Source organism: Ensifer canadensis (genome assembly GCF_017488845.2).
In the GTDB taxonomy this organism is placed as follows: Bacteria; Pseudomonadota; Alphaproteobacteria; order Rhizobiales; family Rhizobiaceae; genus Ensifer; species Ensifer canadensis.
On record NZ_CP083373.1, the window covers coordinates 258139 to 274887 of the forward strand.

The 16749-nt window shown below is 60.5% G+C and carries 15 protein-coding genes; 8 read left to right on the forward strand and 7 right to left on the reverse strand.

Features of this window, described 5'->3' with window-relative positions; all coding sequences use genetic code 11:
• Window positions 1-4: 4 nt before the first annotated feature.
• From J3R84_RS30890 to J3R84_RS30900, 3 genes are all read right to left on the reverse strand, one after another.
• On the reverse strand, window positions 5-913 hold the full coding sequence (locus J3R84_RS30890) for a tyrosine-type recombinase/integrase (RefSeq protein ID WP_203530198.1): 909 nt from the start codon (window positions 911-913) through the stop codon (window positions 5-7).
• Between the two features lie 283 nt (window positions 914-1196).
• Window positions 1197-3494, reverse strand: a complete 2298-nt coding sequence (locus J3R84_RS30895; RefSeq protein ID WP_203529880.1) for a Nal1-like putative serine protease — start codon at window positions 3492-3494, stop codon at window positions 1197-1199.
• 499 nt (window positions 3495-3993) lie between these two features.
• Window positions 3994-4464 (reverse strand): cyclophilin-like fold protein, encoded by a 471-nt coding sequence (locus tag J3R84_RS30900; RefSeq protein ID WP_057210698.1) that lies wholly within the window; start codon window positions 4462-4464, stop codon window positions 3994-3996.
• Window positions 4465-4802: 338 nt separating this feature from the next.
• On the opposite strand from J3R84_RS30900, the gene J3R84_RS30905 reads away from it, so the two are divergent.
• Entirely contained in the window at window positions 4803-6380 is a 1578-nt protein-coding gene (locus tag J3R84_RS30905; protein WP_203529879.1) for an adenylate/guanylate cyclase domain-containing protein, read from the forward strand.
• Here J3R84_RS30905 and J3R84_RS30910 read toward each other — a convergent pair.
• The gene (locus tag J3R84_RS30910) at window positions 6340-7236 is read right to left on the reverse strand and encodes a LysR family transcriptional regulator (RefSeq protein WP_203529878.1); all 897 of its coding nucleotides are present in this window, start codon (window positions 7234-7236) and stop codon (window positions 6340-6342) included. The two genes, J3R84_RS30905 and J3R84_RS30910, sit on opposite strands and share 41 nt — an antisense overlap.
• 152 nt (window positions 7237-7388) lie before the next feature.
• Here J3R84_RS30910 and J3R84_RS30915 point away from each other — a divergent pair, with 152 nt between their 5' ends.
• From J3R84_RS30915 to J3R84_RS30945, 7 genes are all read left to right on the forward strand, one after another.
• Window positions 7389-7835, forward strand: coding sequence for a (2Fe-2S)-binding protein (locus J3R84_RS30915; RefSeq protein ID WP_203529877.1), 447 nt, complete (start codon window positions 7389-7391; stop codon window positions 7833-7835).
• Window positions 7836-7848: 13 nt separating this feature from the next.
• Entirely contained in the window at window positions 7849-10095 is a 2247-nt protein-coding gene (locus tag J3R84_RS30920) for a xanthine dehydrogenase family protein molybdopterin-binding subunit (protein WP_203529876.1), read from the forward strand.
• Entirely contained in the window at window positions 10092-10466 is a 375-nt protein-coding gene (locus tag J3R84_RS30925) for a c-type cytochrome (protein WP_057210708.1), read from the forward strand. The genes J3R84_RS30920 and J3R84_RS30925 overlap by 4 nt, the downstream gene beginning before the upstream one ends.
• A gap of 184 nt (window positions 10467-10650) precedes the next feature.
• Window positions 10651-11841 carry an MFS transporter gene (locus J3R84_RS30930; protein ID WP_203529875.1) on the forward strand — a complete coding sequence of 397 codons (1191 nt, stop codon included), beginning with the start codon at window positions 10651-10653 and terminating at the stop codon, window positions 11839-11841.
• Window positions 11838-12287 carry a cyclophilin-like fold protein gene (locus J3R84_RS30935; protein WP_057220441.1) on the forward strand — a complete coding sequence of 150 codons (450 nt, stop codon included), beginning with the start codon at window positions 11838-11840 and terminating at the stop codon, window positions 12285-12287. The genes J3R84_RS30930 and J3R84_RS30935 overlap by 4 nt, the downstream gene beginning before the upstream one ends.
• Before the next feature lie 22 nt (window positions 12288-12309).
• Window positions 12310-13326 (forward strand): zinc-dependent alcohol dehydrogenase family protein, encoded by a 1017-nt coding sequence (locus tag J3R84_RS30940; RefSeq protein WP_057220442.1) that lies wholly within the window; start codon window positions 12310-12312, stop codon window positions 13324-13326.
• Between the two features lie 88 nt (window positions 13327-13414).
• On the forward strand, window positions 13415-14341 hold the full coding sequence (locus tag J3R84_RS30945) for an XdhC family protein (RefSeq protein WP_057220443.1): 927 nt from the start codon (window positions 13415-13417) through the stop codon (window positions 14339-14341).
• 61 nt (window positions 14342-14402) lie between these two features.
• Here J3R84_RS30945 and J3R84_RS30950 read toward each other — a convergent pair whose 3' ends face one another.
• The 3 genes from J3R84_RS30950 to J3R84_RS30955 all read right to left on the reverse strand — a co-directional run bounded on the left by J3R84_RS30950 (window position 14403) and on the right by J3R84_RS30955 (window position 16575).
• Window positions 14403-14948: a LysR substrate-binding domain-containing protein gene (locus tag J3R84_RS30950; RefSeq protein ID WP_239637603.1), complete on the reverse strand. Its 546-nt coding sequence runs from the start codon at window positions 14946-14948 to the stop codon at window positions 14403-14405.
• Window positions 14851-15270, reverse strand: a complete 420-nt coding sequence (locus J3R84_RS38925) for a LysR family transcriptional regulator (protein WP_354006125.1) — start codon at window positions 15268-15270, stop codon at window positions 14851-14853. The genes J3R84_RS30950 and J3R84_RS38925 overlap by 98 nt, the downstream gene beginning before the upstream one ends.
• 96 nt (window positions 15271-15366) lie before the next feature.
• A complete protein-coding gene (locus tag J3R84_RS30955) occupies window positions 15367-16575 on the reverse strand; it encodes an MFS transporter (protein ID WP_156408375.1) in 1209 nt (402 codons plus the stop codon).
• Window positions 16576-16749 lie beyond the last annotated feature (174 nt).

Sequence of the window (16749 nt, forward strand, 5' to 3'; positions counted from 1 at the left end):
CGCGTCACGCGCCCGGTCTGGTCTCGTCCTTTGCCAGAAGGCTGATCCGGTCGAGCGGGCTCATCACGGCGCGGATGGTCTTGGTGGCGACGCGGGCATAGAGCGCGGTCGTATCAAGTTTGGCATGGCCGAGCAGGACCTGGATGACGCGGATGTCGACGTCCTGCTCCAGCAGATGTGTGGCGAAGCTGTGGCGCAGCGTGTGCGGCGTCACCCGCTTCTTGATCTTGGCGGTTTCCGCGGCCGTATGGACGGCGCGGTTCATCTGCCGCGTGGAGAGTGGCGTGATCGGGCTGCGGCCCGGAAACTGCCAGCCCTGTGGCAGCATGACGCCGCGGCGCTTGCCCTCGCGCCACCAAGCGCGCAGCAACTCGAGCAGTTGCGGCGACAGCATGGCGTGGCGATCCTTGCGCCCCTTGCCTTGCTCGACGCGGATCAACATGCGCGTCGAGTCGATATCGCTCACCTTGAGCGCCACGATCTCCGACACCCGCAATCCGGCGCCATAGGCCGTGCTGAGAGCAGCCTTGTACTTCGGCCCCGGTGCGGCTTCGAGCAGCCGCGCCACTTCCTCGATGCTCAGCACCAGCGGCAGCTTGCGCGGCTGATGGATCAGGGTCAGGCGGCGAGACAGATCGGGCCGGTCGATCGTCACGGTGAAGAAGAAGCGCAGCGCCGAGACCGAACTGTTGATGCTCGGCGGATGCATGCCCATCTGGGTTTGGTGCAACTGGAACCGGCGCAGATCTTCAGCCGTCGCCGTGTCCGGGGAACGGCCGATGAAGGTGGCAAGTGCCTTCACGCAACGGATATAGTCACGGCGCGTGTCCTCGGTGAAGCCGCGCATGGACATGTCTTCGATCATGCGCTCACGAAGCGCGCTGCCGGACGGATGTGAATGGGGGACGGTCATCGGATGCTCCTCTCAAGCTGAAGGTTGACCCCTTCATGCTCGGAGGTCTTCGTCCGCCCGTCACCTCTGATCGATCAAAGCCTCACCGATGCCGTCAACGAGGCACACGTCTCAAGGCCCGCGCCTTCCCTCCCGCGCGAGCGGGTTCGTTCTGTGGCGCAACTTCGACCTCCAGCGTGGTCGACGGCGATGTCTGCTTTCAGGCGGCGGCAGCTCACCTCAACGGACGACAGGCGGGGAGGCGCATTGCGGACTGACGGCCTATCACCAAAAGGGACTAATGTTAGATCATCGGAGGCTTCAGAAGCGCGCCAATCCGCGAGATACTAACCGAGGGAATAAAATCGAAGTCGGCGCAGATGGCCATCGCCTGATCTTTGGTCAATCCCGCTGTCGAGGTAACGTTCGTGTCACCGTTGCCAACAGCCCAAGCACTCTCCCACAGCACCGCCAGCAAGTGGGCGCCGCTCTGCATGTTCTTGACGGTCTTGTTACCGAACTTTCGCCATAGGTGCTCCGCTCGCTCCTTCGGCTTGCCCAAAAAGCTGCCGAACTCGTTGACGACCGCCATCGGCGGAATTGAGGTGAAGGTCTTGCGCATCATCTCAACGGTTAGCTTGGCGGCCTCGAAACCGGTCGTAATCATCTCCTCAGCTTCGGTTTTTGGGGTGTTGAGAAGACCAGCCAGGACCTTCTCACGGAAGGCGCTGATCATGGTATCTTCATATCCCCCATGGACGCCTTTGCCGAAACGTCTCATCTCCGTCTGGCCCTTCCGCTCGCCGCGCGTGAAGGTGTACTCGACCAGACGCAGCGGATCACCGTCATGCAGATATGAGATATGGAGCGGCTGGCACGCATCCCCAATGTAGTGAGTGAGCGTGCCCGCAGCACACACGAACTCTCGGGGCTTGTCGGCGGCGGCGAACTCGACCATCGCGTCGAATGTTTGCCAGACCCGGAAAGGCAGCAACCCGCGATACTTTTCGGCTATCGCGTCGCCGCTCTCAAGATCGGTGACTGAGTCGTAGAAGGCTGCCCATTTTCGGGGGTCGATGAACGTTGTCGGGTCGTCCTTGCAAAGTTCCAGGAGAGTCTTTCCATTGGGATCGGGCTGATCCATGTCGGCGAAATGATTGGGCCCCTCGAAGGTGCGGGCGAATCCCTGCTTCGCGATACGTGGCTTCCAATAGAAGTCCGGCACATCCGCCAGTGCCACAAAATCCGCAGAACCCATTCCCGAGAACTCCCCCGCGAGGATGGTGGCGTCATCGTGACTGATGATGTCGGCATTGTTTTTCATCAGCGTGTTGAGTTTCGGCGACCGGTTCGACAGCGCGACCTGGGCGCGATTGGCGATCGAGAAGTGACCGATGGCACTCCATGTGTCGGGCTGATCGAGATTCCAGTTGCGGACCGGGTCGACGCCTAGCTCGGCACACACGCGCGACAGGAGCGTTGCCAATACATAGCTCTGCGGGCGCGCTTCGCCGGCCGAATAGAGCATGTTTCGGCCCCACTGCATGGCCAGCGGCTGGTAGTCCTTGTGCTTGGCCTTGGACTTAGGCGATTTGCCCTCGTCGTCTGGCTCGAGAAGCCAGAGTGTTCCTGAATCACCGGGGTGGGTTGCGAACGTTGGTTCTTTCGCCTTGTTGGCCTCAGCAGGACGGGGGCCAATGAGCAGGTCAGCGACGTACTCAAACCCGCCATTGGTCTTGTAGCGGTAAAAGAGTGCGGCTATCTCGCCCTCCATCTCACCGCTTGCGGCACCGGTACCACGAACGTCGCGACCGATGAGCGCCAACGAAATGGTATGGACTGAGAGGTCGACCATCTTTCCCATTTGGCCGACATGGCGGATTTCGGCGGTCCAACGGTCGAGATTGTCGATGTCGATGAGGCCGACATCGAGATTGACGTAGACGTCGCGGCCCGGCCAGCCGGGGTAGTGCGTCGTGAACAAGGCGCGCGTCAAATGCTTCTCGGAGCTCACGCCAATGCGCTGTTCCTTACCGCCTAGCCGCGAATAGATAATTTCACCCGCTTCGCCGGCGACATGTCGGTTCGTGAGGGCATAGACGGTGTGGCCATCGCTCACCAGGCACGCGATCGTGGCAGCGTACTCCTGGCCCTGGTTGCGCGCGATGACGGGCCACCCGCCGCCGATATTGTTGACCGGAAAGACCGTGCTGAGCGGACGCGTCTCGTTCCGGCTTTCCTTGGGCGCTTCAATCACGCACACCGGGATGCTGCGGCCATCCGGCAGGTATAGCGTCTTCGGCACTAGGTCGCCTGGCTCTAGCTCTTTTTCTGTAACCCAGCGTTCGACGAAAACGAGTATCGCTGGCCAGGAGTAGTAGCGAATTTGCGAGTTCGCGAGCGTGCGCGCGTAAGTGCCGTGGACTTTGCCCTCGCTGCGCTCGGTCGGCCAGCTATCTTTGGTGCGGATGCGGTAGAGGCCGATAGCTGTCGCGATCACGTTCGCGTGGCGCATGAGGTGGATGTGGTACTGGTCTCGTGCATCGAGAAGATCGCGCAACGAGAGTTGGTCATGGGCTCGATCGAGACGTTTCGTAGCCATGCTGCCCCCAACAGAATTGCGTTTCTAGTATCGCCTCAACAACCCTCGCCGTCTAGGCCGATGTCTCATGTGTTCCACGGTTGCATTTGGATTTAGTATTAATGGTCGCTCGCAAGGTAACCCTGTCACACTCCCTTTTCGAATGTGGCCATTGGCGAAGCAGACCGTCGGCCTTTCAGAACTCTATCGCGTGCTATGAACGACCAACTTGAGGGCGCAATGCTGCGTTCACAGACTTAAGCGTGGACGTCGCCTTAGAGGCGGACAGAATCGCGCTCCCACCAGATCGCATAATGTATCAACGGGAATAAGGCGATTTGGCCTCGTGCAGTTCAGCTGGAGGAGGCGAGCCGTGGGTGTGGCACCCGGGGCGGGCATTCAGCGGTGCCGGGGCAGTTGCCAGTTTGATGTCCCGCCAGCAAAGGTTTGGCGCACCGTGCACTACGGCGTCTGCTGCTTCCGTTTTTCCTCGTCGTATGCGCGGCGGCCAACCAATTTGCTATGGGAGAACTTCGACCGTAACCGGCCGGTCCGCAAGCTTCTCGAGAGTTGCCGGCGACGCCTTATAGGTCCCGATGTGAAGCGTCTGGTCTGAGTAATCGATGCCGGCTGTATTGTAGTAAAAGCCGAGGTTTCCCCACGGGACGAAGTAGATGAGGTCGCCGTCTTCGGGGTCGGATCCGGGCGAGCCGATGTGCTTGAGCTTACGGGGCAGATAGCTGATTTTTTCGCGGCCGGCGAATTCCTCAAGCTTGAGTGTGAGCGGCAGCATCGAAAGGAAGTCGCGCACTGCTGGACTGTCTTCGCCGACTGTTACGTCCACCGTCGTTGCACCATCGGTGAACCGCACGACCGTACCGATCACTGACGTGGGATTGCGATCCTTTGTTTGAGCAAAGGACATGGTGGGCAATGTGACCGAATGGGCTGCGAGCAAGAGCGCAACCATTTGACGATTGAACCGCGACATTCTTTCGTTCTCTCGACTGTTGGCACCGGCTACCTGTTTCCGGTGTGACATGATCGGGCTCGAGGGGCCTTCGTTCCTGCTCAAGCCGTTCGATACCGACCAATATAAACAGTCGAGCAGCATCCGATTACCTCTGCCACTTCGCTTGCCGTCATGCGCCCAGTCCATGAGTGCCGCTCAGTCGGGCGAAGATCATCAGCCGACTGATCGATGCGCTTCATAAGCGCATGCGCATTTCCGGCGCTAATCGCGCAGCCAGATCGAAGGTACTGTCTCTACCAGGTTGATCGTTGACCGCCAGCAATCGCCGCGAAGCCATGCAACCCACGAGATGATCGATGAGAACCCATTTTGAGCCAGTGTCGAAGCCTTGGAAGACCACGTCGCGATGCGTTGCGCTTCTCCTGGGGCGCGCCCGACGCCGCCTGGCTGGCACGGCAACCGACCCCTTGGTCTCCGCGGAGGCGCTCGGCGATGCTATCGATCGTGAAGTAAAAGAGGGCCTGGCCTACATGTTCTGGGGCCGGCTGGTCGCGCTGGGAACGCTCGCCCTGGGGGCGGTCCTTGCCGTGCCACTCGACCGTTCGGGCCTATATGTAGCTGCCATCGTGGCTTTCGGGTTGCTCAATGCTCTTTCCTTTGGCTTGGCACGCAGCAGTCGCTTTGCGACAGTGGCGACATGGTCGTTCGTCGTCATCGACGCAGCGATATTGACTTACATCTTTGTCACGCCTTCGCCGTTCGCCGTCGAAGGCTGGACGTCCCAGCTCAACCTTCGCCTGCCGAATTTCCTGTATCTGGGTGTGTTTCTGGTGAGCATGGCGCTCAGCTACTCGCCAGCCCTCGTCGTCTGGAGCGGCGCGGTCACCATTATCGTCTGGAACATCGCCTACTGCTGGGTCGCGATGCGGCCCGATTCCATCGCATATGGGAGAGATTTGCTCGATGGCGGGTTGAGTGATACTGACATCATCGCGCTGGTGCTCGATCCGCGCTCCGTGAGCCTGATCAATCTCTCATATCAGACGATGTTCCTGGTGCTCGTGACGATCATTCTCGCGATCGCTGTTTGGCGCTCGCGCCGGCTTGTTCGCAAGCAGGTTGCGGCGGAGGCCCAGCGCAGCGCCTTGTCGCGCTACTTCTCGCCGAACATCGTCCGCGAGTTGTCCAGCGGGTCGAATGGCTTTGGAGAGCCTTCGCTCCAGACGGCCGCGATCCTCTTTGCCGATATGGTGGGCTTCACCAGGGTTTCGGAGGGGCTCGCACCAGAGGATCTCGTTAAACTGCTGAAGGAGTATCACGCACGTCTGGCGACGGTTGCCTTTGCCCACGGCGGGACCGTGGACAAATATATCGGAGACGAGATCATGGTGCATTTTGGCACCCCTCGTCCCCGGAAGGACGATGCCGCGCGAGCGCTTGCTTGCGCGCGGGACATGCTGGAGCAGGTCCGATTGTGGAATGAGCAGCGTTTCGCTTCTGGCGAACACGCAATCGAGGTCGGTATCGGCGTTCACTACGGCGAGGTCATCGTCGGAAACATCGGAGACGAGCGTCGCCTCGAATACACGGTGCTGGGCGACACGGTGAATGTAGCGAGCAGGCTCGAACGGCTGACGCGCACGATTGGGACATCCCTTGCGGTCAGCGAGGACCTACTGATCGCGGCACAGGCGCAAAGCTCGAATCTGGGGCCTACAATCGAGGAACTGCGGCCAGATCAGATGCACTTCGTGCGCGGGCGTCGGCGACCGATCGCCGTCTGGTACCTTCCGCGTGCGCACAAGCATGAAGGGCGAGGCGTAGCCAGCCGCCGCCAGCACTCGGTCCCGGCACAGTCGAAGCTAGTGGATCGTATCCTGCCTGTGACCGGAACTACGACCTTTGATATCTCAAGGCGTCTACCACCACCTTGAATGCCGGCGAGTTCTGATGCCGGCTCGGATAGTAGATATAGTAGCCGGGGAAGGGCGGTGACCAGTCGGAAAGCAGCGCGACCAGACGTCCCGCCTCGATATGATCGGTCACCAAGTCCTCCGGCAAGAAGGCTATCCCATGACCTGCAAGCGCGGCGTCTACCATGGGATAGGACGTGTTGAACGCGAGTTGTCCGTCGACCCTGACGCGAAGCTCCTGGCCGTTCTTCTCAAACTCCCAGATATAGAGACCCCCGCCGGTTGCCTGGCGCATGTTGATGCAGTCGTGCTGCATCAAATCCTGCGGGTGCTCTGGGATCGAACGATCTGCAAGATACTCCGGAGAGGCCACGGCAAGCATCCGCCAGTCGGGCCCGATCCTGACCGCGATCATGTCTTTTTCGATGCTTTCACCGAGCCGAACGCCCGCGTCGAAGCCGTCGTCGACGATGTTGCGCAGGCCATTGTCACGACTGAGCTCAATCTTGATATCAGGATATTTCGACAGGATCGGCTTCAGCTTGGGCCAGACGACGGTTTCGAGCGCATGATCCGACAGGGTGATTTTGATCGTACCCGACGGCGTGTCGCGCAACGCCGTAAGTGCCGCCAGATCGCTCCTGATTGCGGATATTCTCGGCGACAACGAATGAAACAAGCGATCCCCGGCTTCAGTCAAGGCAACGCTTCGCGTCGTCCTAGTCAGCAGTCTCAGCCCCATCCGGGTTTCGAGCCGCTTGATCGTGTGACTGAGCGTCGACTGGGTTATGCCAAGCTTGGCGGCTGCCTTGGTGAAGTTGCGCTCCTCGGCAACGGCGAGGAACCATAACAGGTCATTGAAGTCTTCTTTGGCCATCGATTTTCGCTTGGTCCGCCTCGGTCGATTTATGGTGCGTGTCGATAAATGTAAGCGAAGCATGGCGTCTAATCCATAGCCGTCTCCTTTGTTAGCGTCTGTGCTGAGACAGTTTCGTTCGAGATCGTCGTGCGCATCCTAAGGAGACCGCCATGGAACTCACCATCAATGGGACCAAACACCAGGTCGACATCGAACCCGACACACCGCTGCTTTGGGTCCTTCGCGACGAACTCGCGATGACGGGCACGAAGTATGGTTGCGGACTCGCCCAATGTGGCGCCTGCACCGTGCTCGTAGACGGACAGGCGACCCGGTCTTGCGTCACGCCCATCGAGAGCGTTGTCGGCGCCGACATCATGACGATCGAGGCGGTTGCTGATGACCCGGTCGGTCAGAAGGTCGTTGAGGCCTGGGTCGCCAACCAGGTCGCCCAATGCGGCTACTGCCAGTCTGGGCAGGTCATGGCGGCAACAGCCCTCCTCAAGCAAACACCGAAGCCGACGGAAGAGGACATCGCTGGTGCGATGGTCAACCTCTGTCGCTGTGGCACCTACAACGCGATCGCCGCGGCTGTCCGCGACGCTGCGCAAGCTTGATCGGAGGTGAACCATGAACGACATGACACCCATCATTCCCGAAGCTCAGGCCACCGAGAACGGCAAACCCTTCAAGGTATCCCGACGCGGCTTTCTTGGCGCATCGCTCGGCGCGCTTGTTCTTGGCGTGACGCTTCCGGCGGCTCGAACCCGCGCACTAGCGGCCGCTCCGGCGTCCGTCACGCCAGGTTCCCGGGTTGCGGCATTCCTGGAAATCCGGCCCGACAGCACGGTACTTTTCCGCAGTGCCTTCATTGAAGGAGGCCAGGGGATCTTTACCGCCATGGCGCAGATCGTCGGCGAGGAACTGGACGTCGACCCGGCGAACTTCGTCGTGGAAGGCGCTCCCCCCGGCCCGGATTATCTCCTGACCGGTGGCGGGCGGTTCACGGGCGGCAGCATGTCGGTCCGCATGAGCTACGACACGATGCGCAAGCTCGGTGCATCCGCTCGGCAAATGCTGCTGCAGGCGGCCGCGACAAAGCTTGGTGTGCCTGCGTCCGAGCTTTCGACGGAACCGGGAAGAGTGGTCCACGCCGCTTCGGGTCGCGCAGTTCCCTATGGCGAGATAGCCGACGACGCATCGAAGTTGCCGTTGCCTGCTGATGTCGCGCTCCGTGATCAGGCAAACTTCCGCTGGATTGGCAAACCTTTCGCGCGGCTTGACGCGCGCGATAAATCGACGGGCAAGGCGAAGTACTCGATCGACCAGACGATCGACGGCATGCTCTATGCGGCCGTCCAGCACAGCCCGCGCCTGGGCGGCGAGCCCGAGATGATGCAGAACGAAGCGGACGTGCGTGGCATGCCCGGCGTTCACTCCATCCATAAGCTACCCGGCGCTGTTGCAGTGGTCGCCAACAGTTGGTGGCGTGCGCGCCGCGCTGTCGAGGCTTTGCAGGTGAGTTGGACAGAGGCTGCTTCCGGGATGTCGCACCCCATGCCGGCGGACTTCTCTTCCGAAGCGCATATGGCGAAGTTGAAAGCCACATTGGGCGATGGCGTAGCCTTCGAAACGGAGGGCGATGCGGCTGGCACGCTTGCGGGAGCGGCGCGTGTGATCGAAGCGGTCTATGACGCACCCTATCTCGTGCATGGACAGCTTGAACCGCCATCGGCGCTCGCGCGCTGGAACGAGGACGGATCACTCGAGTTATGGATTCCCAATCAAGCACCCGAGATGTTCCAGGCCGATGCCGCGAAGGTCGCCGGCATCGCACCAGAGAAGGTCATTATCCACTCACCGATGCTGGGCGGTTTCTTCGGACGCCACTTTCTCTATCAGACGGCGAACCCGTATCCCCAGGCAATTCTGCTTGCCAAGGCGGTTGGACGCCCGATCAAGCTCCTCTGGAGCCGAGAGGAGGAATTCCTGCGCGATGCGCTCCGGCCGATGGCTGCAGTCCGTTTCCGCGGCGGAATTGATGCCAGCGGCACGCCGGTGGCACTCTCAGCCGTTGCGGTCGGAGAGGGGCCCACGGGCCGGTGGTTCGGTCGCCAACCCGACAAGGTCGACAGTTCCGCCGTCGAGGGGATAGCCGGCAAGGTCTATGCGATCCCTAATCGACGTGTCGGCCAGATCCATGTTGACGACCCCGCGATCATCGGCTTTTGGCGTTCTGTCGGTCATTCGATGAACGACTTTTTCTACGAGACGTTCTTCGATGAGATGGCGGATGCAGGTCAGCAGGATCCTTACGAACTGCGCCTCCGTCTCCTGGCTGGCAGTCCACGTCACAAGACGCTGCTTCAGGCCGTGGCTGATCTCTCCGGCGGGTGGAAGCGTGGACCGTTCGCTGCCGAAGACGGCACCCGGCGCGCCAGAGGCGTCGCTATGGCCTCGCCGTTTGGCAGCGAAGTGGCGACGATCGCCGAGGTGTCGTTGCGCGATGGTGAAATCGCCGTGCATGACGTTTGGGTGGCGATCGATCCCGGCAGCATCGTCAATCCTGCAATTATCGAAGCGCAGATGAACTCGGCCGTTGCCCTTGGACTTTCATCGGCTCTGCTTGAGGAAGTCGTCTACGTAGACGGCGTGCCGCAAGCACGAAACTACGACGGCTATCAGATCCTAACGCCAGACCGCATGCCGCGGGTTCATGTCCGGATCGTCGAGAGCGGTGCGCCCATGGGTGGTATTGGCGAGCCAGGTCTGCCCGGCGTTCCGCCGGCCGTAGCCAATGCCCTCTCAGTCCTCGCCGGCAAGCGTGTTCGAAGCCTGCCAATGTCCAAATTTGATCTCAAGGAGGGTGACGGTTGAAGACACTCGTTCTGGCCTCTTTGGCTTCTCTCATCGTGGCCGGTAGTGTTGCGCCTGCCTATTCCCAGGAGACGGATGCCGCGCCTGGAGCGCGGCTGTTCCAGCAACGCTGCGGCACATGCCATCAGATCGCCACCACTCGCAACGGCGTTGGGCCCCATCTGCAGGGGGTCGTCGGACGGACGGCCGGAAGTGATGAGGGCTTCAAGTATTCTCCCGCCCTCAAGGCATCGGGAGTGACCTGGACGACGGAAACGCTGGATACGTTCCTGACAAACCCGGGCGCGATGGTCCGGGGCACGCGGATGACGCAACGCTTCAACAACGCGGAAGAGCGGCGTGCGATCATCGAGTTCCTCGGCTCGCGCTAGGCACAGGCAAGCATGCGGGGTGGCGGCGGCATTGCTCGGCGCCGCCACCCCGCACTTCGTTGGTTCGCGGATTTATGCGCCTCTTCGATTAATGCAAGTGAACGATGTCGGCTAATTCGATTTTTTCCACCGTGCTAATCAGTTTCGCACGGGAGAAAACTCGCTGAATTGAAGGGCGAAACTAATGACCCACATGACGTATGAAGAGACACTGACGAGACCCGCCGCGGCCTGGGGCGCCGTCGTCTCGATGGCACTTTGTGTCGCGGTACTGATCGCTTCAGAGTTCATGCCCGTCAGTCTCCTGACGCCGATTGCAAGCGATCTTGTCATGACGGAAGGCCAGGCAGGACAGGCAATTTCGATATCCGGGCTGTTCGCCGTGGTGACGAGCCTGTTCATTGCAGGGATCACCCGGAGCATCGATCGCAAGGTTGTCCTGTCATCGTTCTCGGTCTTGCTGGTCGCTTCAGGCCTCATCGTCACATTTGCCCCGAACTACACAGTCCTGATGATAGGTCGCGCACTGCTTGGGATTGCGATTGGCGGCTTCTGGTCGATGTCCACCGCAATTGTCATGCGCCTTTTGCCCGCCACCGCTGTGCCGAAGGGGCTTGCGATATTGAACGCTGGGAACGCGATTGCGGCGACGATATCCGCACCGCTGGGCAGCTTTCTGGGCGACTACATTGGATGGCGCGGAGCATTTTTCTTCGTGGTGCCTTTGGCGCTGATCGCGCTTATCTGGCAGTGGCTGAGCATGCCCTCGCTGCCGCCGCGTCGACGGCGCGCCGCCGGCAATGTTTTCCGCCTGCTCAAGCGCAGACAAGTCGCGATCGGCATGACAGCAATCCTACTGCTGTTCATGGGGCAATTTGCGCTCTTCACCTATCTCAGACCCTTCCTCGAGTCCGTCGCCGGCTACTCCGTTTCCGCCTTGTCTCTGGTGCTCTTGTTAATGGGACTCGCCGGCGTGGTCGGAACCTGGAGCATCAGTTCGCTGCTTTCGACGCGCCTTTACCCGATCGTGATTGGTATTCCCCTTGTCATGGCAGCGATAGCTGCAATGCTGATTGCATTTGGCTCGGCGAAGATTGCCGTTGCGGCCCTCCTGATTGCCTGGGGCTTCTTTGGCACCGCCGCGCCCGTCGGCTGGGGAACCTGGTTGAGCAGGGTACTCCACGATGATGCAGAGGCAGGCGGGGGGCTGCAGGTCGCCGTCATCCAGTTTGCCATTACCATTGGCGCGGCTGCTGGCGGATTCCTGTTCGACTGGAGCGGATGGTGGAGTTCGTTCGCATTGGCAGCCATTCTCCTGCTTGGATCGTCGGCGGCAGCTTTTGCGGCGTGGATGGATTGGGAGCGTTCAAGATGAAACGGCAAGCCACCTCGATGACGCGCCGCACTCTGCTCGGCGCGGTTATCGTCGGCACGGCCTTGCCACATCTCGCATGGGCTGAGGAGCAGACACACATGAAGGCACGTTTCATCTTCGCTGATCACGACTTTACGGTGACACTAAATGACAATCCGTCTGCCCGTGACTTCGCCTCGATGCTTCCGCTGGATCTGGCGTTCTCGGATTTCTCCAACGAGAAAATCGCCTACCTGCCGCGCAAGCTCCATCTGGAAGCAAGAGGACCTTTCCCCAACGAGGCTGCAGGCGACCTCTGCTACTACATCCCGTGGGGCAATCTTGCCTTCTTCCACGGCGATTACATCTCAACGAGAGATCTCATTCGGCTCGGTCGCATTGATGGCGGCATCGAGCCGCTGCTCACGCGCGGCGAGTTTCCGCTTCGCGTCGAACGCCTGTCCTGACGCCATCGAAAGGGAGTGAGGCATGCTGGCTACGGTTCTGCACGGCAAAGGCGATATCCGTTGCGAGGAGGTCGCCGAACCAAAAATTCTCAAACCCACCGACGCCATCATCAAGTTGGCGGCGTCCTGTGTTTGCGGCTCCGACCTATGGCCCTACCGTGGGCTCCAGCCGGTGGGCGGGCCGACACACATGGGCCATGAATATTGCGGCGTCGTCGTCGAAGTCGGCGAAGACGTCAAGACGTTGAAGCCAGGCCAGTTCGTCGTGGGATCATTCTGCATTTCCGACAATACGTGCCCCCACTGCCGCTTCGGTTTTCCGTCCTCCTGCGAACAGCGGGAGTTCATGTCTGGTGCGCAGGCGCCCTATGCCCGAATTCCGCTCGCTGACGGCACGTTGGTGGCGACCCCCGAAATGCCGTCCGACGACCTTATCGCGAGCTTGTTGGCCGTTTCGGATGTCCTTGGTACCGGCTGGTATGCAGCAGATGCGGCGCGGGTTCAGCCCGGGTCGACGGCCGTCGTCGTCGGCGACGGCGCGGTCGGTCTGATGGGCGTGCTCTCGGCCAAGCAAATGGGGGCTGAGAAGATTATCGCCATGAGCCGGCACAAGACTCGTCAGAATCTCGCGCTCGAATACGGTGCCACGCATATCGTCTCGGAACGAGGCGACGAAGGTGTCGCACGGGTCAAAGAGTTGACAGGCGGCGTCGGGGCTGAATCCGTTCTTGAATGCGTCGGAACGCAGGAGGCGATGACGCAGGCGATGAACTGCGCTCGTCCCGGAGGACACATCGGCTTTGTCGGCGTACCGCATGGTGTCCAGATCGATGGTCAGACCCTGTTCTTCGCCCAGAAGAGCCTGATGGGCGGCCCGGCTCCCGTCCGCCGCTATCTCCCCTATCTCATGGAACTTGTACTGAACCGTGAGATCAATCCGGGAAAGGTCTTCGATCTCGAGGTTCCTCTCGCTGACGTTGCCGAAGGTTACCGCGCGATGGATGAACGTCGCGCGATTAAGACCCTCCTACGAGTCTGAGAGCGAGGCATACAGCCGGGCGGGCTGCTCCGCCTGGCACTCTAACCTGGCGCCCAGGGGCGGTGGCCGTCCAATTCATGGAACTGATGTGAACGACAATCCGCTTCTCATTTTGCCGACGCCTGTCAGGGCGCGTCTAACGGACGACCCCATTGAACTCCTCAAGTTCGCCGCTGAAGCATTCAAGGACTCGCAGGTAGCGATCGCAACACTGGTTGAAATCCGGGGCGGTGCTGCGCGATCACTCGGCTCACAGGTGATTGTGCTCAGCGATGGTCGCTTTGCCGGGTACGTTTCTGGAGGGTGCGTCGAAGCTGCCGTCGCCGCTGAAGCATTGCTTGCCATGGCACAGGGTCGCGATCGAACGGTGCGCTTCGGCGATGGATCCCCTTTCCTCGACGTTGTGCTTCCGTGCGGAGGAGGGATCACGGTCGCTATCCACGTCATGCGGAGGATGGAAGAAGTCGAAAGGGCGCTCGAATCCTTGAGGCTACGACAGGCGACCGCTCTGAGATACTCGCCCGCCAAACAAACGCTGGACCTGGTCGAACCGGTGGAGCGCGCGGGATGGCTCGGTGACGACTTCTTGATCATCTATCGCCCCTCTACGAAAATCGTCATCTCAGGGCAGACGATCGAAGTGCGAAGCGTTGCGCGTCTGGCAGAATGTTCGGGGTTCGAGGTTACCGTTCTGGCACCGGAGAGGGGACTGCGTTTGATAGAAGAAGTGGTCGATCCGTTTTCCGCCGTCCTGCTTCTACACCATGACCTCGAACAAGAGTTGCCGGTTCTTGAGGCCGCGCTGCGAACCTCATGCTTCTACCTTGGCGCTCTGGGGAGCAGGCGGACACATCAACTGCGCCTCAATCGGTTGCTGAGGCTAGGACACGATCAACCCGAACTGGAACGCATCAAAGCACCGATAGGTCTGTTCGGCCCCGCCCGCGATTCTGCTTCCCTGGCACTTTCAATCCTCGCGGATGTGGCAGCGTCCCGCTCGGGGGCGTTCGGATGAGCCTTGAGTGTTACAAACTCCCCTGTCACCTGCCTCCAAATCCGAGTTCCTCACCTTAGAGTCATCGATAGCGCAGGGCGTCGACCAGCAGTGTGAAGGCAGGCGATGCGAGACGGCGGCTCGGGTAATAGAGATGGTATCCGGGAAACGAAGGGCACCAGTCGGCTAAAACCTGGATCAGCCGTCCTTCCTTCACGAGCGGATCTAAGTGATCGCAGGGCAGGCAGGCAACGCCCTGCCCATCGAGAGCGGCGTCGACGATCATGGCGACGTCGTTGCAGATGAATTGCCCCGTGACCCGGACGTTGATGGGGCGCCCGTCCTGCTCGAATTCCCAGGCGTAGAGTCCACCGAGCGTCGGAAGCCTCAGGTTGATGCAGTTGTGCTGCGTCAGGTCGTGCGGGGTCACCGGCCTCGGATGCCGCTCGAAATACCCTTCAGAACCCGCCACGACCATTCGCATTTCGGGACCGATCTTCACCGCGATCATGTCCTTCTCGACACTGGCGTCATTGCGCTCGGCAACCAGATCCACGAACCTTTGGTCGATTGAGATTTCGATCTTGACCTCCGGATAGTCCGCCATCAGCCGTTTGACGGCGGGCATGATGATCGTTTCCGCGGCTTGCCGGCTGGATGTAATACGGACCGACCCTCCTGGTTTTTGGCGCATGGCGCTCCAGCTCTTCGATCCGGCTCCGAGTGTCGTTGAAGGCCGGCCGCAGCGTTTCCATCAACCGCTCTCCGGCCTCCGTCGCAACGACATTGCGCGTTGTTCTCGCGAGAAGACGAACGCCCATACTCTCCTCCAGCCGGCGCAGGCGTGGCTGCTGATGCCAACGGAAACGATGCTTGATCGGGGAACCCGCGCGGCACGTTGCTCCTCCCAACTCGGGAGTTCGACACTGTTGGGAAAGCTTCACGAGCATTGTGCTGTGTTTGTTTCCGATTTGTGCGTCCAGTATCGCAGAATGTATCGACAGGACCTTATGACCACGGGGCCTCCGGCCATAGGACCGATGTCTTCAAGCGTGGCCCTCTTCAATCCTCGGAAGGAACCACGCGAGAAGCCCTGCAAGTGGGAGGAAGGAGCAGACGTAGTAAACCGTTTCGACACCATAGCTGTCGGCCAGCAGCCCGAGAAGCGCTGCGGCTATACCGCCAAGGCCGAAATTCAGGCCGTAGAACAGCCCACCAATGAGTCCTATCCGGTGCGGCAGCAACTCGATTGCGTAGATCAGGATGGATGCGAAGGCGCTCGCCATGATCAGGTTGATCATCACCGTCAGCACGCCGGTCCAAAAGAGGTCGACGTGTGGCAGGATCAACGTCAGCGGAAGCGGCCCCAGAACCGAAATCCAGATGATACGATAACGCCCGATGCGATCACCGACGATGCCGCCGATCAGCGCGCCCGCCGCCGAAGCCAGCAGGAAGATGAACAACATCATCTGTGCGGAGGGGATCGAGAGGCCGAACTTCTCCATGAGATAGAAGGTGTAGAATGAGCGGAAGCTCTCACCATAGGCATTCTTAGTAAACATCAGCAGCATCAGGACCACCAGGGCTACCCCGATCGTCGCTGGCGCGTGACGAACGGCGCCGCCCGCCTTCTTGCCGTCTGCCCGCATCGCCATGAATGCGGCGCTGATCTCCCGCTGCTTGCTACCGATCCATACAAGAAGTGCCATGGCCATCAACGCGAGAACGGCAAACCAGGCGAGGCTCGGCTGTCCCCAGGGAACGATGATCAGCGCAGCGAAGACCGGGCCGAGCGCGCCCCCCGCCTGACCGCCGACCTGAAACAGTCCCTGCGCCAACCCCTGGCGCCCGCCGGCGGCATAGCGCGCCATGCGCGTCGCTTCCGGGTGAAAGATGGACGATCCAATGCCGATCAGCGCAACTGATACCAGAATCACCGCGTAGCTATGGGCGAAGGCAAGGCTAACCAGGCCAGAGAGTGTAAACATCATCCCCACGACCGGTGAATAGGGCGCGGGATGTTTGTCCGTCACCATGCCGATTATCGGCTGCAGCAGCGACCCGGCGATCTGGAAGGTCATGGTGATCAAGCCGATCTGCACGAAATCCAGCGCATAGGCGTCCTTCAGGATCGGATAGGCGGCCGGGATCAGCGACTGCATCAGGTCGTTGAGGAGATGGGTGAGACCCAGAATGACTAGCACAGCGAGATGCGTCTTGGGACGCGTCATGGTGGGAATGGCGACGGTCATGATTGTTGTTCTTGGCCCTTGGGAAATTCGGCGAGGCGGTTTTCAGCGGCATCGGACCGTTATCGGTAGAACGCGGCGCGCCGCTATGGGAGCTTATGCATCGCTCGAGGGGCAGGCAACCGTTTATTCGCGCTACGAGGGCAAGAGGAGACAATCCTAGCGCGATGGAGATGG